Genomic DNA, 19690 nt, shown 5'->3' with positions numbered 1-19690 from the left:
AGACCGGAAAAACTATTACGTGGAATACGCCGCCGGCATGGGGGCGGTAGGGGCCGCGTCCGCGTCGCCTTTCGCCATCATCGGCCTGGGCATCTTCATGATCTGTTTCGCCGCGCTGCTGCCGATCATCATCCTCATGATGATCTTCAAGGCGATCTTCGGCGGCGGGTCGGGAGGCACGGCCGCGCCCGACGTGACGATGGCCCAGCAGCTGTACGTCGCCGCCTCCGGCGACGGGCGCAAGGCGCTGTTCACCGACCGCGTGCCGGCCGACTACCTGGACGCCGTGGAGGACGCCGGTCAGGAGTGCACGCAGATCGGGTCGGTGCTCATCGCGTCGCAGATCCAGGCCGAGTCCCGGTTCAACAAGGACATCGGGCCGGGGAAGTACGGCGAGGGCATCACCCAGATCCCCACGTCCGCCTTCGCGACGCACGGCAAGGACGACGACGGCAACGGCAAGACCTCGGTGAACGACCCGACGGACGCGATCCGGGCGCAGGGACGTTACCTGTGCGACCTGTACAAGCAGGTGGAGACGCTGGTCAACGACAAGAAGGTGATCGGCGACAAGCTGGACCTCACGCTCGTCGCGTACCGGGTGGGCATCGACGCGGTGAAGACCGCCGGTGGCATCCCGCCGGGGGAGATCCAGGGGTATCCGCACATGGTGCGTTCGCTGTTCGGCTACTACAACGCCGACTCGAACATCAACGTGCAGCAGTAGCGGAGCGTCCCGCCCGTCGCCGGGACGGGCGGGACGGACTCCGGTCAGTCGTCGTCGGATCCGCGCCGGTCGTCGCCCCAGAAGGCGCCGGATCCGATCAGCGCGGGCCGCAGCTTCCCGAACGAGGACGGGCTGTGCTCGTCGTCGTCGTCATCGTCGTCATCGTCCGGCCCGGCCGAACGCGAGCCCAGGAAGCGCCAGATCAGCCAGCCCACCAGGATGAACGCCGCCCCGAGCAGGAACAGGACGATCATCACCGCCAGGGAGCCCGAACCGGACGACGTGTTCTCCGGCTTCGCCGACTGCGCGGCGCTGTTCTCCTCGGGGAACGGGCTGGTCAACGAGGCGACCGGATCGATGAGTCCCCAGCCGACGGCCGGGTCCGGCTGGTTGCGGTCGGCGACCTTGGCGGCGGTGCGCTGGATCCGCTCGGTGACCGCCTTCGCGTCGAGTTCCGGGTACACCGCGCGGATCAGTGCCGCCTGCCCGGCGACGAACGCGACCGCGAGGTGCGGCCCGTTGCTGCGGCCGCCGAGGTTGCTGACGTCGGCGCCCGGCGCGACGACGTCGACGCCGCCCGGCTGGTAGTCCGCGGTCGTCCGGCCGTCCTTGTCGAGCCCGCCTACCCGCAGCACACCCGGCTTGGCGGTCGACGATCCCACCCCGACGGGCGCGCCGAGCACCACGACGACGTTCTTGTCGACGGCCGCCTGAACGGCCTTCGCGACGGCCTCGTCGGCCGTGTTGACGTAGGGGCCGAGCGCGATGATCCCGACCCCGGCCGACACCGCGGCCTCGATGGCTTTCACCTGGTCAGCGGGCTTCGCCTGGTCGCTCTGGGCGGCGACCAGGCGCACCGGCAGGACGGTCGAGGCCGGTGCCAGCCCGCCGGGGGTGCCGTCCTTCGGCTGGGCGGCGATGACGCCGGCCATCGCGGTGCCCGTTCCCACGCAGTCGACGTCGCCCTTGCCGCCGGTGACGAGGTCCGTCCCGGCCGCGACGTGGCCCTGGAGCCCGGCCGCCTTGCCGTCGACGCCGCTGTCGATGATCGCCACCAGCTGGTTGGCGCCCCTGCTGCGCACCCAGGCGCGCTCGTGCCCGAGCTTCTCGCGGGTCCAGTCGGTCGCCAGGGGCGAGGTCGCCACCACGCACTTGTTCGCCTCCGGCGGTACGGGGGCCGACGGCGGCGGTGGCGCGGCGGAGGAGGGCGGCGGGTTGCTCGCCGGGCCGGCGTTGCCCCGCGGGGGCTCCGATTTGGCGGCCCGGGGGCTGGGCGGCGGCGAGGCGGCCGCGGGCGGCTTCCCGGCGGGCAGGGTGCCGTAATCGACGCCCTCGCCCACGGCGTCCCACGGCAGCACCAGGTGCCACCCCGCCTTGAGCTTGCTCCCCGAGGTCAGCGCCGCACCGTCCGGCTGCTTGCGCCCCGCGTTGAGGTCGAAGATCTCGAACGACCGGCTGCCCGTCCCGAGGTATCGCTGCGCGACGGCGGAGAGGGTTTCCGAGCCGTCGCGCACCGTGTAGTACTTCACGTATTCGTCGGAACCCGCAGCTTGCGCCGGTGCGCTCAGGGCTGCGAAGAATAGGCCCAGGATCGCGGTGACCGCCAATCCGACGCGGAGCGTGACGGAAATTCTCGGAATTGACATTCTGTTGACAACCTCCATCGTCCGGCGTCGTTGACATTGTCTTGACAATTGGCGTCCGGTGGCGAGGTGCGTCATCGGCGCGTCATCACAACGGCTATTCGCGCGGCACGGTTCATTACCGGGAGGTACCACTTATGATCGGCGTAATTGGCTACGGGATGGCCGAGGGCGATGTGATTCGGAAAGGGGGGCGCCTGTGCCCGCGCGGCCGAGCGAAGAAGCGCCGGGCGTTCGTGCCGTCCGCGATCCGGGGGACGGGCCGGACGCCGACGCGAAAGTTCGGATGCGGGCGATCTACGACACGCACGCCGCCGGCATCCTGCGCTACCTGCTCCGGCTGACCCTGGGCGACCGGGAGCTGGCGGAGGATCTGCTGCAGGAGGTTCTGCTGCGGGCCTGGCGCAACATCCGACACCTGCCCGGCGAGAGCGACGGACTGCGGCCCTGGCTCTACACCGTCGCCCGCAACGTCACCATCGACGCCGGTCGGGCCCGCCAGTCCCGGCCGCGGGAGATCTACCTCACCGACATCGCCTCGTTGGCCGCTGCCGACGAGGTATCCGGCGACATCGTCGAGCGGATGGTCGCCGTGCAGACCGTGCGGGCCGCGCTGCCGGACCTGACGCCCGAGCACCGCAATGTCCTCGTGGAGCTGTACTACCGCGGTTCGACCACGGCGGAGGCCGCCGAGCGTCTCGGCATTCCCGAGGGAACGGTGAAGTCGCGGACGTTCTACGCGTTACGCGCACTGGGCGCCGTGATCGGCACCGAGTAGCCGCGCGGCCCGTCGGCCGGCATCCCGCCGTCGACCAGTTTGTAGCCCAGGCCGTAGACGGTGAGCAGATGGTCCGGGCGGCGCGGGTTCGGCTCGATCTTGCGCCGCAGATTGAGAACGTGCGTGTCGATGACCCGGTTGGTCTCACCGCCGCCGCGCCCCGAGGCGTACTGGCGCAGCTGCGCCCGGGAGAAGATCTGTGCCGGCCGGCGCGTCATCGCTTCGAGGATCGCGAACTCCGCGGGTGTGCAGTCGATTTCCCGGCCGCCGACCGTGACGGTGTGGTTCTCGGAGTCGACAGTGATGGCGCCGACGCGGCGGTGCTTCGGGCCCGTGGCCACCCGGTCGACGCGGCGCAGCACGGCGCGCACCCGGACCAACAGTTCGCGCGCGTCGTAGGGCTTGATGAGATAGTCGTCCGCGCCGGACTCCAGGCCCCGCATCAGATTGTCGTCGGCCGCGTGCGCGGTCAGCACCAGCGCCGGCGCCGGTGACCGCCGCGGCCGGAACCGGTGGATCTCGAAGTCGTTCGACGTGAGCATCGTGATGTCCAGGGCGACGAGATCCGGAGCGAGGCGTCGTATCTGCTCCGACGCATCCCGTGGGTTCCGGACGGTCGTCGTGCGGTAGCCGTTCGATTCGAGGTGCCTGCGAAGGGCTTCCGCGTGCGTGCGATCGCCGTCCGCGACGAGCACGTGTCCGGTCGTGGTCCGGTGCGTCATCCGTCATCCCCGAGGTGTGCGTGTGGTGTGTGGATTCTGGCGACGGCGATCACTCACCGGCCAGATCACTTGCCGTTCACACCCCGGGGTGGCGTCGGTCGGCCTCCTACGGGCGGAGCGCGGCCTCGCGGGCGGCGATGACGGCGGCCATCATCCGGCGCACCACCGCCGCCGTGCGCGCCAGATCCTCGTCGCTCAACCCCTCGGCCGCCGCGTCCATGTGTCCGCGCAGCGGCACGAAGAACGCGGTCGCCAGTTCCAGCGCCTTGTCGTTCATCTTGACGGTCACCCGCCTGCGGTCGCCGGGCTCGCGGGCGCGCTCCACGTGGCCGACGCGTTCGAGCCGGTCGACCAGTGCGGTGGCGGCGGCCGGGCTGAGGCTGAGCCGCTGGGCGAGTTCGCCGACGGTGAGCGGCCGGCCGTCGCGCGCGCCGGTGCTGATCCACATGATGGCGTTGAGGTCGCTGCGGCCGAGGCCGTGTGCCCGCGCGAACACGTCGACGAACACGTCGCTCTCCACGGTGAACTGCTGGAGTGCGGCGATGAGCTGCTGCATGACGTCGTCGCGTTCCGGTTGCGATGGCACGGCTGACATCTTATCTTTTCCATGGTCGAAAGATTCGATGATGGAAACGTTGGGGGCCTGCTGTGCGGAAGGCGTGGTTCACCGGGCGGCTCGGAGCGGTGCTCGTGCTGCTCGCGACGATCGTGATCGCGGGGTTGGCGTTCGTGCTGTCGCCGGAACAGCCGGCCGCCGAGCCCACCGACGGGCTGCCGGCCGGGGCGCAGTCCACCCGGGTCACCGAACTGGCGGACCGGTTCCCCAGCGGGCGCACGCCCAGCGCCATCGTGGTCTCCGAGACGAGCGACGAGGCCGCCCTGGCGCGGCTCGCGACCCGCCTGCGCGCGGTGCCCGACGTCGTGCCGGGGCCGCCGCCCGTCCGCGCCGACGACGGGCGGGCCGTCCTGCTCGTGGTGCCGCTGCGCGAGGGGATCGACGACGAGACCGCGAACGCCGCCGTCGACGCGATCCGCGAAGCCGTGCAGGCCTCCGGCGTCGACGCGAAGGTGACCGGGGGAGCGGCGTTCGGGCGGGACATCTCGGCGGCGTTCGAGGGGGCCGACGTGACGCTGCTGATGTCGACCGCCGCCGTGGTGGCCGTTCTTCTTCTGATCACGTACCGGAGTCCGGTGCTGTGGATCGTGCCGCTGCTGGTGATCGGGCTCGCCGACCAACTGGTCGCCAAGCTGATGCCGGTGGTGGCGCACGTTCTCGGCGAACGCACCGACGCCTCGGTGAGCGGCATCGTCTCCGTGCTCGTCTTCGGCGCCGGCACCGACTACGCGCTGCTGCTGATCAGCCGCTACCGCGAGGAACTGCGCCGCACCGAGTCCCGCCGCGAGGCGATGACCAGGGCCTGGCGCGGTGCCGCTCCCGCGATCGTGGCCAGCGCCGGCACGGTCGTCCTCGCCCTGCTGACCCTGCTCGCGGCGGTGCTCGTGAGCAATCGCACGCTCGGCGTCGCCTCCGCGCTCGGCGTGCTGGTGGCGCTGCTGTTCGGCCTGTTCGTGCTGCCGGCCGCGTTGGTGGGGCTGCCGCGCGGGGTGTTCTGGCCGAAGGTCCCCGAGGTGGGCAGCGCCGATCCGACCGAGTCGGGGCTGTGGGCCAGGGTGGCGCACGCGGTGGGGCGGCGGCCCGGGCTCGTGCTCGCCGTCGCGCTGGGCGTGCTCGCCGTCTTCTCCCTCGGCCTGCTGCGGGTGGACGTGGGGCTGTCGCAGACGGAGCAGTTCCGCACGAAGGTGGAATCGGTTGTCGGGCAGGAGATCCTGGCCCGGCACTTCCCCGGCGGGGTGGCGCAGCCGGTCAAGGTGATCAGCGGCAGCGGGGACGCGCAGGCGGTCGCGGAGAAGGCCCGCGCGGTCGAGGGGGTGGCCGCGGTGCGCGCGCCCGAACGTTCCGACGACGGCGCCCTCACCCAGCTCACCGTCGAACTGCGCAGCGGCTCCGGCACCTCCGACGCCGACCGCACCGTGCAGCGCCTGCGCGACGCGCTCGCCGGCGTCGACGGTGCGCTCGTGGGCGGGCCGCCGGCCGCCGACCTCGACCAGCGCGAGGCCAACCTGCGCGACGACCGGGTCGTGGTGCCGCTCATCCTCGGCGTGGTGCTGCTGGTGCTGGTGCTGCTGCTGCGTTCGCTGGTGGCACCGGTCGTGCTGCTGCTGACCGTGGTGATCAGCTACGCCGCCAGCCTGGGCGCGGCGACGATCGTGCTGCGCGCGGGGTTCGGCTTCGCCGGGCTGGACGACAACGTGCCGCTGCTGAGCTTCCTGTTCCTCGTGGCACTCGGCGTGGACTACAACATCTTCCTGGTCGCGCGGGCCCGCGACGAGGCCGCCGCCCGCGGCGACACCCGCGCCGGCACGCTGCGTGCGCTCGCCGCTACGGGAGGGGTGATCACGTCCGCCGGGGTCCTGCTGGCAGCGGTGTTCGCCGTCCTCGGGGTGCTTCCGGTGATCGCGCTGACCCAGATCGGCGTGATCGTGGGCATCGGTGTCCTGCTCGACACGCTGTTGGTGCGCACCATCGTCGTCCCGGTGGTCGCTCTTCTTCTGGGGGAACGTTTCTGGTGGCCGGCCCGCCCCGCCGGTAGTTCGTCCACTGTGGACAGTGAAGCGGGGGCGGCAAGGATGCCGGTGTAGCCGTACGGTACGGCGCATGAGTGATCTCACGGGGGCCGGCGCCGAACTCGCACGGCTGTTCGCACCGCACGGGCACACCGCGCTGCAGGCCGTGTTCAAGCCCGGGGCGTCGATCGTGCGGCCGATCGCGGACCGGCGCACGATCGACGCGCTGCGCGCCGTGGCCGACCGGCTGCGCCCGCCGGGGGAGGAGCGCACCCTCATCGTCGAACTGCGCCTCGACGCGGCCGGCGCGCCGGTGCTGACGCACACGTTCGAGCTGGAGTGGGTCTCGCCGGCCGTTGTGGTGCTCGACCCGTCCCGCGCCACCCGCCGGCTGCCGGGCGTCGAGGTACCCGCGGACTTCACCGTCTCCGACCGGCCGACCGACCCGGGCGTGCTGGCCGCGGTGCGCGCCTTGGTCGAGGAGTTCACCGCCCAGTACCGGCGCATCAAGGGCGGCGATCCCGGGTTCCCGCCGGGACACACCGAGGAGGAGATCCTCGCCGCCGAGACCCGGATCGGTTTGCGGCTGCCGGAGGACGTGCGCGCCCTGTACCGCCTGATCGGCGACGATCGGGAGGAGGGGCTGCTCGGCGCGCAGAACCTGATGCCGCTCGAACAGGTCGTGGAGTGGCACGCGGACGATTCGCCCGGCGCCTTCGACCTGGACGGCACCCGACTGCTGACGCTCACCCACGACGCCGCGATGAACTACGGCGCCGTCGACCTCGCACCCGGCGACGAGGGGGTGCCCGGACGGCTGGTCGAGTACGGGCGGGACCACTTCGGCCCGCCCGGCCACGTGGCGGACTCGATCACCGCGCTGATGCGCCAGGTCGTGGCCGCCCTGAAGGCCGACGACTACAAGATCCCGCAGCCGGAGTTCCCGCGCCTCGAGATCGGCGCCGGCATCGGCAAGCCGCCCGAGGACGAACGATCGGATCCCTACGGCGGCACGAAGAAGTTCTTCGCCGAGGCGGGTGCCGTGCTCGACCTGGCCGCGCTGCGGGAGTTCCCCCGAGTGCGGGAGGTGACGGTCGACGGCGCGGCGCGGGTGCATGGGCGACTGCCGCACGACCTCGCGGTCGAGGAACTCAGGCTCGACGCGGCCGAGGCCGACCTGGCGGCCCTCGCCGGGCATCCCACGCTGCGCACCCTCGCCGTGTCGGGGGTGCGGGCCGCCGTCCCGCTGGCGCCGCTCGCCGGCCTGCCGGCGCTGGACGACCTCGACCTGTCCGCCGTCGACGTGCCCGACCTCGACCGGATCGGCGACCTGCGCGCCCTGCGGGTCCTGACGCTGAGCCCGGCGCAGTGGCGGCACCTGCGCGCCGCGAACGCCGTCCCGCGCGGGCTCGCCGTCGCCGCCCTCGGCGGGCACACGCCGCTGGCCGAGGCGATCGAGTGGGCGTCGCAGCTGCGCACGCACGGGTGAGCGGCGCCCTTCGAGTGGCGGCCCCGGCAAGATCCGCTTAGGCTCGATCGTTGTGACGACGTCCCGGGCACGTGCCCCGGGCGTGCCGAGAGCCGCGGCGCGTCCCGCCGCAGCCTGCCCGGACGGGGTGGCACATGGTCGTCGATGATCTCGATCCGAATGCCGCTCCGGACGCCCCGCGGCCCGCCGCGGCCCCGCCGGCGCCTCCCCCGCGCAGCGTCGCGGCCGGTGACCGGGACGGCTGGGGCGATGTCGTGGAGGCCCTCGACGAGGGCGTCGTCGTCGTGGACGAGGCCAGCGGCACGGTCGCCGGCGTCAACGCCGAGGCGCGGGACGTGCTCGGCGCCGTGCGCGTCGGGGCGCCCGCGGCCGACCTGGGGCTGGTCGAGGACGCGCACGGGCCCGGCGAGATCCGCACCGGCGACCGGGTCATCCGCACCCGGCGCGTGCCGCTGCCGCGCGGGCGCAGCGCCTGGTTCGTGCGGGACGTCAGCGACGACGTGCGCCGCATCGACGCGGTGCTCGCCGAACGGCTCCGGGCCCGGTTCCTCGCCGACTGCGCGGCCCGGCTCGGGGTGCTGCTGCATCCGGACCGCACCGCGGCCGTGGCCGTGGGGCTCGCCGTGCCGGCCCTGGCGGATCTCGCCGTGCTGGTGACGCGCGGGCGGCGCGGCCGGGTGCGCTGGTGGCGCGCCGAGGTATGCCCCCGGCCGGGCGAGGGGCGGGCGGTGGTCGAGCACGGGGAGTCGCGGGCTTCCGCGCTGCCGGCGGCGCTGCGGGACCTGATCGGGGCGGCCGCGCCGGTGCCCGTTCGGGACGCGGACGCGCCGGCGCTGCTGGACGGGTTTCTTCCGGCGGGGCGGCGGGCCGAGGACGTCGTGGACGCGGTGGCCGTCGCCCTGGACAGCGGCGGTGTCGCGCCCGCCGTGCTGGTGCTCGCCCGGTACCCGGACGGGCGGGGCGCGTTCGACCTCGAGGACTGGCCGACGGTCGACGGGTTCGTCCAGCGGTGCGGGCTGGCGCTCGCCGCGTCGGCCACCTTCGCCGAACAGGGCCGGATGGCCGAGGCGTTCCGGGCGCACGCCGCGCCGCCGCCGCTGCCGGACGTCCCGGGCGTCGAACTCGGCGCCGCGCTGCGCCACGGACAGGATCTCGCCCGCGTCGGCGGCGACTTCTACCAGGCCTGGGCCGAACCGAACGGCGGCATGCTCTTCGCCGTCGGCGACGTCTGCGGCAAGGGCGTTCCCGCCGCCGGGCTCAACGCGCTGGTGCGCCACACGCTCAGCGGCCTGTGGCGGGTCGAACGCCGGCCCGCCCGCCTCGTGCACCTGCTCAACGACGTCATCGTCGAGGCGAACGAGAACGCCGACACGGTGCGGTTCGTGACCGGTGTCGTGGGCCGGGTGACGCGTGGCCGCGGCGGGCTGGACGTGACGCTCGCCGGTGGTGGCCACGTGCCGCCGCTGGTGCTGCGGCGCGACGCCGCCGTGGAACAGCTTCCGCTCGCCGGCCTCGCGATGGGTGTCACGGCCGGTGCCGAGCCGGTCGAGCACACCGTTCACCTGAGGCCGGGGGAGACCGTCGTGGTGGTCAGCGACGGGGTGACCGAGGCGCGCGGCCGGGGCGGGGAGATGTTCGGCACGGCGCACCTGCCGATCGAGCTGGCCCGCTGCGCCGGCATGCCCGCGGCCGCCGTCGCCGAACGCCTGGAGATGCTCGCCCTGGCGTGGGCCGGCGGCGTCCCGCACGACGACGTGACCGTCTTCGTGGTGCAGGCCCCGGCGGCGCGCTCCGCACGTCACCTCCAATCGGTGACTACCGACAGCAGCACCGACGGCGGCACCGATGCCTGACGCCCTCACGCGCGGGGTCGCGACCTATCTCGGGCACCTGCACGCCGCCGACGAACGGGCCGCCGTCGACCTGGTCACCGGCCTGATCGACGCCGGAGCCGACCCCGTCGACGTGCTCGTGGACGTGATCGCCACCGCGCAGCGGCGGGTCGGCGAGCTGTGGCAGTCCAACGCCTGGAACGTCGCCCAGGAGCACGCCGCCACGCACATCAGCGACCGCGCCGTGGCGGCCGTCGCCGCGCGCACCCCGCACGCCACCGACCGGGGCTCGGTCGTCGTCTCCTGCCTCGACCAGGAGTTCCACGCGCTGCCGGCGCGCATCGTCGCGGAGGTGCTGCGCCTGGCGGGCTGGCGGGTGACGTTCCTCGGGGCGAGCGTGCCGGCCGCGCACCTGACCGGCTACCTGCATCAGCACAACCCGGACGTGGTGGCGTTGAGCTGCGCCGTCCCGCTGCGGCTGCCGGTCGCGCACGCGGTCGTCGAGTCCTGCCGCCGGATGGGCACGCCGGTCGTGGTCGGCGGGCGCGGGTTCGGGCCGCAGGGGCGCTGGGCGCGGGCGCTCGGCATCACGCGCTGGGCCGCCGACGCGCGTGCCGCGGTCACCGAGGTCGAGGCGGCCGTGGTCGGGCCGGCGGAGTTCGGCGGGGCGCCCGGCCATCTCGCCGACGACGAGTACCGCCTGGTCGTCAAGCGCCGGGCGGAACTGGTCGACGCCGCCGTCGCCGCGCTGACGGAACGCTTCCCGGCGATGGCCGGCTACTCGGACGTTCAGCTGCGGCACACGGTCGACGACCTCGGCTACATCGTGGACTTCCTCGCCGCGGCCGTGTACGTCGACGACCCCGAACTGTTCACCGGGTTCCTGCACTGGCTCGCCGACGTGCTCGACGGGCGGTCGGTGCCGCTGCACACGGTCGACCTGTCGCTGGGTGTCTACCGCGACCTGCTGTACGACTTCCCCCGGGCGGCGGCGATGATGGACGCCGGCCGCGACGCGCTCCGTTCCCGGGAAGGGGCCGGACCGGCACGAAAGGTGGACCGGTGAGTGAGGATCCGGACGATCCGTACCTGGAGCTGACGGTCACCGAGGAGGGCTCGACGGTGACCGTTCGCGTCGGTGGCGATCTCGACGTGGACACCGTGCCGGAGCTGCAGGACGTGCTCGTGGGGTGGGCCGACCGGCCGGGCGGCCGGGTGGTGCTGGACCTGTCGGAGCTGGAGTTCTGCGACTCGACGGGGCTCGGCGCGCTGGTCGGGCTGCGCCGCCGGCTGCTCGCCGCGGGCGGCTCGCTGGCGCTCGTCGGGGTCTCGGGGCAGGTGGCGCGGCTGTTCTCGTACACCGGGCTGGCGCCGATGTTCGGCATCGACGCGCCGGCCGACGTCGACGCCGCGGACGTGTCGGCCGGCTGAACGACGTCCGGTCATGCCCGCCAGGCGGTGAGCAGCAGGTCGACGTGCCGGCGCAGCGCCTCGGGATCCAGGGGAGCCGGCCCGACCAGCACCTGGCTCAGCACCGGCCCCACGAACTGCGCCACGGCGAGGCTGTCCGCGGGACTGCCCGTGCGCCGCAGCACGGCCGCGGCGCTGCTGGTCAGGGGATCGTCGCGGAGCAGTTCGCGCACGGCGGCGTCGTGCTGGGCCTCGCCGAGCAGGGCCCGGTAGGCGATTCCGGGCGGATCCCCGATCAGGAACGTCGTGAGCGCGCACAGGTAGCCGAGCAGGTCCTGTGCCGGGTCGGGGTGCGCCTCGACGGTCAGTTCCTCGGCGAAGTCCTCGACGCAGGCCTCCAGCAGGACCTCCGCCTTGGTGGACCACCAGCGGTACACGGTCTGCCGGCCGACGCCGGCCCGCTCGGCGATGCCCTTCATCGTCATGGCCGCGTAGCCGACCTCCACGAGGAGATCGTCGACGGCGTCCAGGATGTCCTGGCGGCAGCGTTCGCTGCGCGGGCGGCCGGGTCCGTTGCGGGTGTGCATGCCTTCACAATAACAAGACACGGTGACTCGTAATTGGTAGGTTCTCTCATCATGGAGACGAGCACCACCGCGCCCAGGAAATTCGCCGCGCTGCGCAACCGCGACGCGCGGCCGTACATGATCGGTGCCGGGCTCGCCATGATGGCCGACAACATCGAGCACGTGATCACCTACTGGGTGCTGTGGGAGACGTTCCACTCGCCGTTCCTCGCCGGGTTCCAGGTGATCAGCCACTGGCTGCCGTTCCTGTTCCTGTCCGTGCACTTCGGCGCGCTCGCCGACCGGTACGACTGCCGGCGGGTGGTGCAGGCCGCGCAGGGGCTGTTCATGCTGGCGTCCGTCGGGTGGGCGGTGCTCTTCCTCACCGACACGCTGCAGATCTGGCACGCGTGCGTGCTGCTCGTCCTGCACGGCTGCGCCGGTGCCCTCTGGGGACCGGGCGAGCAGCTGATGCTGCACGACTTCGTCGGCAACGAGGACCTGCCGAGCGCGGTGCGGCTCAACGCGACGTTCCGCAGCATCGGGGTGCTCTTCGGGCCGGTGATCGGTTCGGCGCTGCTGCTCGGCCTCGGGCCCACCGCCGGCATCGCCGTCAACGTGCTCTTCTACCTGCCGCTGACGCTGTTCCTGTTCCGGACGCGGTTCACCGGGCACACCCGCCACGGCGGGCCCAACCCCACCCGCCTCGGTGTGCTCGGCGCGCTGCGGGTGCTGCGCGACGTCGCCGGCGACCGGGTGCTCATGACGATGATCGTGCTCGCCGGGCTGGGGTCGTTCTTCGTGGGCGCCTCGATGCAGTCGGCGATGCCGGAGTTCGCCGGCGACTACGGCTCCGGTGCGGCGTACGGGGTCCTGCTGCTGGCCAACGGCGCCGGTGGGGTCGTCGGCGGGCTGCTGCTGGAGGTGTTCGACCGGATCCGGCCCACGGTGCGGGCGGCCATCGTCAGCACCGTCCTCTATGGACTGTCCACAGTGGCCTTCGCGCTCACCCGCAACATCTGGCTCGCCGTGCTACTGCTGCTCGTCGGCGGAACGGCCGCCATGGCCTCGATGACGATCTCGCAGACCGTCGTGCAGCTGCGCGCCGAGCCGTCCCAGCGGGGCCGGGTGCTCGGCGTGTACGGCATGTCCGCGGGCGGGCTGCGCTTCGGCAGCGGGTTCACCGTGGGGCTGCTCGGCGCGGCGGTGGGGCTGCGGCAATCGCTGGCGCTGAGCGCGGTGGCGCTGTGCGTCGGCACCGTGGCCGCCGGACTGTGGGCCCGCGGCCGCACCCGCGAGCACTGAACCTGGTGCATGCTGAACGGCATGCGATGGATGCTGATCGTCATCGGTGCGCTGCTGGTGCTCTCCGGCGCGGTGTGGACCCTGCAAGGTCTGAACATTCTCGGCGGGAGCGCGATGAGCGGGACGACGTTCTGGGCGGTGGTGGGGCCGATCGTGGCGCTCGCCGGTGTCGGGCTGGTGGTGGCCGGCGTGCGCCGCAGGGCTCAGCCGTGACGGGCACCGCCGACCTGTACGACGAGCACGGCGAGAAGCTCGGCTCCTGCGATCTGCAACTGCGCCAGTACGGGGGCGTGACGACGTTCCACGGAAAAATCGTGACGGTCCGCTGCCGCGAGGACAACGCGCTGCTCAAGTCGGTCGTCTCCGCACCGGGGCACGGGAACGTCCTGGTCGTCGACGGCGGCGGGTCGCTGCACTGCGCGCTGATGGGCGACGTGATCGCCGCGATCGCCCGGGACAACGGCTGGCACGGCGTCGTCATCAACGGCGCCGTGCGCGACGTCGCGATCCTGCGCACGCTCGGCATCGGCATCAAGGCCCTCGGCTCGAACCCGCGCAAGAGCGCCAAGACCGGCGCGGGGGAGCGGGACGTGCCGGTGGTGTTCGGCGGGTGCGTCTTCCCGCCGGGCGCCGAACTGTGGAGCGACGACGACGGGATCGTCGTCCTGTAGCGGTTCGCTCAGGTCGGGTGGCGCCTGCCCGATATGACGTCGACCCTCATTCGCGACGGGGAGGCCGTCATGCTCGCCGCCTGGCCGATCAAACGCCTCCTGCTTCCGTTCCTCGGGTTCATCACCGCGTTGCCGGCGATCGGCATCGTGCGCACCTGGGTGGCCGCGCCGTCGCTGGCGGAGGCGCTTCCCGTCATGGTCGTTCCCGCGCTCGGCGTGCCGGCGTGTCTCATCGTCATCGCGCACACCCTGCAGCTCTCGCGGCGCCTGCGAATCATGACGGAGGCGCTGCACCGGGCCGCCTCGGGTGACCTGTCGGTGCGCGTGACGGTGCCCGGCGGCGACGAGGTGGCCCGGATGGGCGACGCCCTCAACAGCATGGTCGTCGGGCTCGGCACCACGATGGCGGCCGTGAACGACGCCGCGGACCGGATGGCGGCCGAGGCGCGGGCGTTCGAGGGGGCGGCGGACGCCGTCAGCGCGCTCGCCGCACGCGTCAGCGAACGGGCCGCGCGCGTGACGGGTGCCGCCGGTTCGGTCTCCACCAATCTCTCCCACGTCTCCGACGGCAGCCACGAACTGGGCGACTCGATCGCCGACATCGCGCGCAACGCCGCCGAGGCCGCCGTGGTCGCCACGGACGCCGTGCGCTCGACGGCGGAGGGCGGCCGGCGCATGGGCGAGGTGACCACGTCGTCCCGCGAGATCGGCGACGTCGTCGCGCTCATCACCGCCATCGCCGGTCAGACCAATCTGCTCGCGCTCAACGCCACCATCGAGGCCTCCCGCGCCGGCACCGCCGGCCAGGGCTTCGCCGTCGTCGCGAACGAGGTGAAGCAGCTCGCGGAGCAGACCGGCCGGGCCACCGACGACGTCACCGCACGGGTGGCCACCATCCGCGACGTCGCGGACCACGCGGCGCACTCCATCGGCGAGGTCTCCGGCGTGGTCGGGCGGATCCACGAGATCCAGGCGCTGATCGCCGCCGCGGTCGAGGAGCAGGCCGCCACCGCCCGGGTCATCAACGACGGCGTCGCGGACGCGGCCACCGGTTCGGAGAACATCGCCCGGGACATCGCGACCGTGGCGCAGGCGGCTGAGGAGGCCGCGACGGCGGTGGGCGACGTGCGGCGCGGGGCCGCGGAGCTGGCGGACCTGGGGCGAGGGCTGCAGGAGCAGGTCGCGCTGTTCCGCTACTAGCTCCGCTTCACCGGCTCAGCCAGCGGTCCAGTTCCGTGAGCACCGCCTCGACCTCGGCGTGCAGCGTGTCGGCGATCTCCGCCGGCCCCTGCCCCTCGTGCGCCCGCCGCCCCGCCTCGCTGATGATGATCCGGAACACCCCCGCCAGCGCGATCCCCTGGATGCGCGCGACCTGCGGGGTGACCTCGCTCGACTCGTGGATGGCGGCGGCGAGCGCGACGGCCTGGCGTTCGATCAGCTCCAGGACCAGCCGGTTGATCGCCGGGCTGACGGCGGCCAGGTAGCCGAGCGTGCCGGGGGCGTTCTCCGGGGGCGTGTCGCGGATCGCGGCGACCGTGTCGAGGGCGAAGGCGCGGATGGCGGCGGCCGGGCTGGTGTCCCGCGGGCGGGTGCGGATCAGCTCGCCCAGCTGCTCCTGGATCTGCTGTTCGCGGTCGGTGACCAGCTGCTCCTTGGTGGGGAAGTAGTTGTAGAGGGTCTGCTCGGCGACCTCGGCCGCGCGGGCGATCTCGCTGACGGTGACCCGTTCGTAGCCGCGCTCGGCGAACAGGCGCGCCGCGGTGTCCGCGATGTGCCGGCGGGTGCGTGCCTTCTTGCGGTCGCGGAGTCCGGGTTCAGTCACGTGATCAGAGTAGCAAGCTCCAGGTTTAGGGTTGACAAAAATTTTAGGGTGAACTCCACTTAGCCCCATGACGCCACGATCACTACGGGATTCGTGGGTGGCCCTGGCCGGGCTCTCCGCGGTGTTCCTGTTCGAGATGCTCGACAACTCGATCCTCACCGTCGCCCTGCCCACCGTCGGCCGCGAACTGCACGCCTCGACCGTCGCCCTGCAGTGGGTGACGGGCGCGTACGGGGTCGTCTTCGGCGGGCTGATGCTGGGCTTCGGCGCGGTCGCCGACCGCTTCGGCCGGCGGCGGGTCATGCTCGTCGGGCTGGTGCTGCTGGGCCTCGCGAGTCTGGCGACGGCGTTCGTCGGCAGCGCCGCACAGCTCATCGCGGTGCGGGCCGTCACGGGTGCCGCCGCGGCGATGACCACCCCGGGCTCGATCGCGCTGGCGATCCGGCTCTTCGACGCCGACGGGCTGCGGGTGCGCGCGCTCAACCTGATCACCACCGTCGGGCTGGTCGGGCTCGCGGTGGGCCCGACGGCCGGCGGCCTCCTGCTCGCCGTCGCCCCGTGGCAGGTGTTGCTGCTGGTCAACGTGCCCATCGCGGCGCTGGCGTTCGTCGGGATCCGGCGCGGGGTCGCCGCCGACGACCCGGCCGAACTGCACCGCGACCCCGTCGACGTGCCCGGCGCGCTGCTCGGCACGGCGGCGATCGTGTTCGCCCTGGTCACACCGACGCTCTTCGTCCACGAGGGCGGCGGCTCGTGGGCGCCGTGGACGGCCACGCTCGCCACCGGCGCGGCGGCCGCCCTGTTCGTCGTGCGCGAACGCACCACCCGCCACCCGCTGCTCGACCTGCGGCTCGTCGCCCGCCCCCTGGTCTCCGCCGGGCTCGCCTACAAGGCCGCCGCCGGACTGGCGGTCGCCGGCCTCGGCTACCTGGTCACCCTGCAGCTGCAGCTCGACTGGGGCTGGTCGCCGGCGCTCGCGTCGATCGGCATGCTGCCGCAGGTGGTCGTTCTCATCGCGTCCGGTTCGCTCGCCAACCGTTTCGTCGAACGGGTCGGGCTCGACCGGGCGGCCTGGATCAGCGCCGCCGCCGTCGTGGCCGCGCTGGCCGTGTACGGGCTGTTCGGCCGCCTCGGCTATGTCTGGGTGGCGCTCGCGCTCGTGCTCGTGGCGGCCGGGCTGCGCGTGGTCGGCGTCGTCGCCGGGCTCAACGTCATCCGCGGCCTGCCGGCGAACCGCACCTCCATCGGCGCGGCCCTGGTCGACACCGCCTCCCAGGTCACCTCCGGCGCGGGGATCGCCCTCACCGGCACCGTGCTGGCGGCGATGTTCACCGGCGACCTCGCCTCCCGGTGGAACGCGCACCAGACGGCGCAGTTCCGTGACGCGGTGACCGTGGCCGGGCTGGGCCTCACGGCGATCGCCGCCGCGCTGGTCGGCTGGGCGATGCTGCGCATGCGCACCGTCACCCGCGAACCGGTGGCCGCGCATTGATACGTTCGCGACTCTGACGTAGCCTTCCTGGCTCGCCCATGTCCACCGGCAGAGGGACCCTGCGATGACACCCTCCAGGCGGGTCGTCGGATACGTGACCGCCCTTCTGATCGCCATCGTCGCGGCGCCCGCGCTGCTGCTGGCCGAGCGGAGCAGTGTCGGCGTCGCCCGGCGCTGGACGAGCGCGCCGCCCGCCGGGCCCGACCCGCTGCTGCTGGGCGCCGGACTCGACGACCCGGCGAAGAAGTGGATCGCGATGAAGCTCGTCTCCGCGGCGGAGAACTCGTCGCTGGACTGGCGGGCGCAGTTCGGCTACATCGAGGACATCGGCGACGGCTGCGGCTACACGGCCGGCATCATCGGATTCTGTTCGCGCACCGGCGACATGCTCCGGCTCGTCGAGGCGTACACCGCCGCCGTGCCGGGCAACGCGCTCGCGGGCTACCTGCCGGCGCTGCGCCGGGTCAACGGCACGCCGTCGCACGAGGGGCTCGACCCGGACTTCCCCCGCGACTGGCGCACCGCGGCCGCCGACCCGGCGTTCCAGGCGGCGCAGGAGGCCGAACGCGACCGCGTGTACTTCAACCCCGCCGTGCGCGACGCGAAGGCCGACGGGATGCGGGCACTGGGCCAGTTCGCCTACTACGACGCCGCCGTGCAGCACGGCCCGACGGGGATGCGCACCATCCGGGCGGCGACGCTGCAGCGGGCGACCCCGCCCTCCCGGGGCGGCGACGAGGCCGAGTGGCTGCGCGCGTTCCTCGACGAACGGGTGGCGCAGATGAAGCGCAATCGCGGCGAGCAGCGGGACACCTCCCGCGTCGACGGCGTGCAGCGGGCGTTCCTCGAGGAGGGAAACCTGGCCCTGGTCCCGCCGCTGCGCTTCACGGTCTACGGCGACCCGTTCCTCATCGAACCGGGCACCGGCCCGTAGCGGTCAGGCGAGCCGGCAGCGGTCGCGGACCTCGGTCAGCGGCCGGAACCCGGCCGAGCGGTACGTGGCGACGCCCCCGACGTTGGACGACGGCGTGCACACCAGCGCGCTCGACGCGCCGAACTCCCGCAGCGCACCCGCCGCCGCGACCGAGATCGCCCGGCCGTAGCCCCGACCGCGATGCTCGCGGTGCACGCCCATCGGCTCCAGCAGCCCGGGCCGGCCCGGTCCGGCGGACCACACGGTCACCGCCGCCACCGCGTCGCCCCGCTCGTCGAAGGCGACCAGGCAGCGCGCGTCGGCATAGGCCGGCCCGGCGGCCATGGCACGCCAGCGCTCGTCGCTGAACGTCGAGTTGTCGAACGCCGCCCGCTGCACGGCGGTGCGCAGGTGCACCCGATCCGGCCCGATCGCCTCGACCCGCACACCCGGATCCGGCACCGGCTCGGCGAGGTCGTAGCGCAGCGGCTGCCACGGCTCGTCGACGCCCCAGCCCCGCGCACCCAGCAGGTCCCGGATCAGCGCACCCGCCGGCGCCTCCACGTTGGCCTTGCCGGCGGCCAGCACACCGCGTTCCGGCCGGGTCAGATCCTCGACCAGCGCCCGCGCCAGCTCCTCGTCCCCCTGAACATCCGGCGCGACGGCCAGGCGCAGCATCGCCGAGCCGTCCAGCATGCCGGCGGCCAGAATCCGGCCGGCGCGGCTCCACGTGCGCACGGCGGCGGCCGTCGCCTCCGCGCCGAAGCGCCACAGCCAGCCCAGGTCCCCCGGATGCGGCTGGAACGGCGCCGCGTCGTCCTGCCACTCGCGCATCGCATCAACGACGTCGGGCAGCCCGTCGACACCGGGCGCGGTGCGGTCGATCGACATGCCCCCGATCAGACACCACGGGCCGACCGCGCGCACCCGAGTTTGACGAACGGCGGCCGATCGACGATCTTGTAGTCCGATCACGGGGAGAACGAATGATTTCGGCGAAGACGCTGCGGACCGATCTGACGGACACCGCGGCAGAACTCACACGCGTGCTCGAGGCGGCGTCGACCGCCCGTTCGCACGCGACGGAACTGCACACGGGGATCGCCGGCCTGGGCGCGCGGGGCATCGCCGACGGGCTCGACGACCTGTGCCGCCGGCTCGATGACGCGACGGCGCAGCTGGAAGCCGCGCGCGAGACGTTCGCCTCCTGCGCCGTCGAGCTGTTCGGCATCACCGGCACCGCAGAGCAGCCGGCACCGGCCCCGGAGCCCGTCGACCCGCCGGAGAAGCAAGCGGCGCCGGGACGCGGCTTCGACTGGCTGCTGGTGGCGATGCTGACGGCCGGTGTCACAGTCGCCCTCGGGGTCGGCAGCCTCGTCCTCGACACCTGGCTCGACCTGGTGCCGATGAAGGACGCCGTCCAACCGGTGGTAGCCGTGGGTCCGCTGGTGGCGCTGGCGTTCGGCTGCCTGGACCGCGGCCGGCTGCTGAACCCGACCGTGCTGGCCCTCGTGCAGGCGGGCGGCGTCATCACCGCGAGCCTCGCCATCATCGGCGATGCGGCCGGCTGGCGTGAGCTGACCGCCGTCCCGGCCGCGGCGGCGGTCGGCTTCCTGGTGCTGAACCTCGTCGTCGTCATCGTCGTCCTGCGCAGGTACGACGCCGCGCGGGCCTGAGGGGCAGCGCGGTCAGCGA

20 protein-coding genes are annotated in these 19690 nt (G+C 73.1%); 14 read left to right on the top strand and 6 right to left on the bottom strand.

Annotation, left to right across the window (positions count from 1 at the left end):
* Positions 1–37: 37 nt before the first annotated feature.
* Entirely contained in the window at positions 38–727 is a 690-nt protein-coding gene (locus Val02_RS25245; protein ID WP_203901678.1) for a transglycosylase SLT domain-containing protein, read from the top strand.
* A gap of 44 nt (positions 728–771) precedes the next feature.
* On the opposite strand, the gene Val02_RS25240 is transcribed toward Val02_RS25245, so the two are convergent.
* Positions 772–2256: a S8 family serine peptidase gene (locus Val02_RS25240; protein ID WP_203901677.1), complete on the bottom strand. Its 1485-nt coding sequence runs from the start codon at positions 2254–2256 to the stop codon at positions 772–774.
* Between the two features lie 313 nt (positions 2257–2569).
* Between Val02_RS25240 and Val02_RS25235 the strand changes: the two genes are divergently transcribed.
* A complete protein-coding gene (locus tag Val02_RS25235; RefSeq protein WP_239153317.1) occupies positions 2570–3148 on the top strand; it encodes a sigma-70 family RNA polymerase sigma factor in 579 nt (192 codons plus the stop codon).
* Here the strand turns inward: Val02_RS25235 and Val02_RS25230 are convergent.
* Both Val02_RS25230 and Val02_RS25225 read right to left on the bottom strand, forming a co-directional pair.
* Positions 3106–3870: a response regulator transcription factor gene (locus Val02_RS25230; RefSeq protein WP_203901676.1), complete on the bottom strand. Its 765-nt coding sequence runs from the start codon at positions 3868–3870 to the stop codon at positions 3106–3108. The genes Val02_RS25235 and Val02_RS25230 overlap by 43 nt on opposite strands.
* A 106-nt stretch (positions 3871–3976) precedes the next feature.
* Positions 3977–4465, bottom strand: coding sequence for a MarR family winged helix-turn-helix transcriptional regulator (locus Val02_RS25225; protein WP_203901675.1), 489 nt, complete (start codon positions 4463–4465; stop codon positions 3977–3979).
* Positions 4466–4518: 53 nt separating this feature from the next.
* Here Val02_RS25225 and Val02_RS25220 point away from each other — a divergent pair, with 53 nt between their 5' ends.
* The 5 genes from Val02_RS25220 (at position 4519) to Val02_RS25200 (ending at position 11247) form a co-directional block, all read left to right on the top strand.
* On the top strand, positions 4519–6570 hold the full coding sequence (locus tag Val02_RS25220) for an MMPL family transporter (RefSeq protein ID WP_203901674.1): 2052 nt from the start codon (positions 4519–4521) through the stop codon (positions 6568–6570).
* A 16-nt stretch (positions 6571–6586) separates the two neighbouring features.
* Complete coding sequence (locus Val02_RS25215; protein WP_203901673.1) at positions 6587–7984, top strand: SMI1/KNR4 family protein; 1398 nt, start codon at positions 6587–6589, stop codon at positions 7982–7984.
* A 134-nt stretch (positions 7985–8118) separates the two neighbouring features.
* Positions 8119–9837, top strand: coding sequence for a PP2C family protein-serine/threonine phosphatase (locus Val02_RS25210; RefSeq protein ID WP_203901672.1), 1719 nt, complete (start codon positions 8119–8121; stop codon positions 9835–9837).
* On the top strand, positions 9830–10882 hold the full coding sequence (locus Val02_RS25205; RefSeq protein ID WP_203901671.1) for a cobalamin B12-binding domain-containing protein: 1053 nt from the start codon (positions 9830–9832) through the stop codon (positions 10880–10882). Before Val02_RS25210 ends, Val02_RS25205 begins: the two co-directional genes overlap by 8 nt.
* On the top strand, positions 10879–11247 hold the full coding sequence (locus tag Val02_RS25200; RefSeq protein ID WP_203901670.1) for an STAS domain-containing protein: 369 nt from the start codon (positions 10879–10881) through the stop codon (positions 11245–11247). The genes Val02_RS25205 and Val02_RS25200 overlap by 4 nt, the downstream gene beginning before the upstream one ends.
* An 11-nt stretch (positions 11248–11258) precedes the next feature.
* Here the strand turns inward: Val02_RS25200 and Val02_RS25195 are convergent, their stop codons facing one another.
* Entirely contained in the window at positions 11259–11813 is a 555-nt protein-coding gene (locus Val02_RS25195; protein WP_203901669.1) for a TetR/AcrR family transcriptional regulator, read from the bottom strand.
* A gap of 51 nt (positions 11814–11864) precedes the next feature.
* Here Val02_RS25195 and Val02_RS25190 point away from each other — a divergent pair, with 51 nt between their 5' ends.
* From Val02_RS25190 to Val02_RS25180, 4 genes are read left to right on the top strand one after another with little or no spacing between them, the layout of a single operon-like run.
* A complete protein-coding gene (locus tag Val02_RS25190; RefSeq protein ID WP_203901668.1) occupies positions 11865–13097 on the top strand; it encodes an MFS transporter in 1233 nt (410 codons plus the stop codon).
* 21 nt (positions 13098–13118) lie between these two features.
* Positions 13119–13310 (top strand): hypothetical protein, encoded by a 192-nt coding sequence (locus tag Val02_RS47580; protein ID WP_239153316.1) that lies wholly within the window; start codon positions 13119–13121, stop codon positions 13308–13310.
* On the top strand, positions 13307–13768 hold the full coding sequence (gene rraA, locus Val02_RS25185) for a ribonuclease E activity regulator RraA (RefSeq protein ID WP_239153315.1): 462 nt from the start codon (positions 13307–13309) through the stop codon (positions 13766–13768). Before Val02_RS47580 ends, rraA begins: the two co-directional genes overlap by 4 nt.
* Before the next feature lie 33 nt (positions 13769–13801).
* A complete protein-coding gene (locus tag Val02_RS25180) occupies positions 13802–14968 on the top strand; it encodes a methyl-accepting chemotaxis protein (protein ID WP_203901666.1) in 1167 nt (388 codons plus the stop codon).
* A 7-nt stretch (positions 14969–14975) separates the two neighbouring features.
* On the opposite strand, the gene Val02_RS25175 is transcribed toward Val02_RS25180, so the two are convergent.
* A complete protein-coding gene (locus Val02_RS25175) occupies positions 14976–15590 on the bottom strand; it encodes a TetR/AcrR family transcriptional regulator (protein ID WP_203901665.1) in 615 nt (204 codons plus the stop codon).
* 67 nt (positions 15591–15657) lie between these two features.
* Between Val02_RS25175 and Val02_RS25170 the strand changes: the two genes are divergently transcribed.
* Both Val02_RS25170 and Val02_RS25165 read left to right on the top strand, forming a co-directional pair.
* Complete coding sequence (locus Val02_RS25170) at positions 15658–17082, top strand: MFS transporter (RefSeq protein WP_203901664.1); 1425 nt, start codon at positions 15658–15660, stop codon at positions 17080–17082.
* A gap of 64 nt (positions 17083–17146) precedes the next feature.
* Positions 17147–18016: a chitosanase gene (locus Val02_RS25165; protein ID WP_203901663.1), complete on the top strand. Its 870-nt coding sequence runs from the start codon at positions 17147–17149 to the stop codon at positions 18014–18016.
* Between the two features lie 3 nt (positions 18017–18019).
* On the opposite strand, the gene Val02_RS25160 is transcribed toward Val02_RS25165, so the two are convergent.
* Positions 18020–18886 carry a GNAT family N-acetyltransferase gene (locus tag Val02_RS25160; RefSeq protein WP_203901662.1) on the bottom strand — a complete coding sequence of 289 codons (867 nt, stop codon included), beginning with the start codon at positions 18884–18886 and terminating at the stop codon, positions 18020–18022.
* A 95-nt stretch (positions 18887–18981) separates the two neighbouring features.
* Between Val02_RS25160 and Val02_RS25155 the strand changes: the two genes are divergently transcribed.
* Positions 18982–19671 (top strand): hypothetical protein, encoded by a 690-nt coding sequence (locus Val02_RS25155; RefSeq protein WP_203901661.1) that lies wholly within the window; start codon positions 18982–18984, stop codon positions 19669–19671.
* Positions 19672–19690 lie beyond the last annotated feature (19 nt).

The sequence above is a fragment of the Virgisporangium aliadipatigenens genome (assembly GCF_016863615.1).
GTDB lineage: Bacteria > Actinomycetota > Actinomycetes > Mycobacteriales > Micromonosporaceae > Virgisporangium > Virgisporangium aliadipatigenens.
Note: the sequence above shows the minus strand (reverse complement) of the source record. Positions and strands in the feature narration are given on the sequence as shown.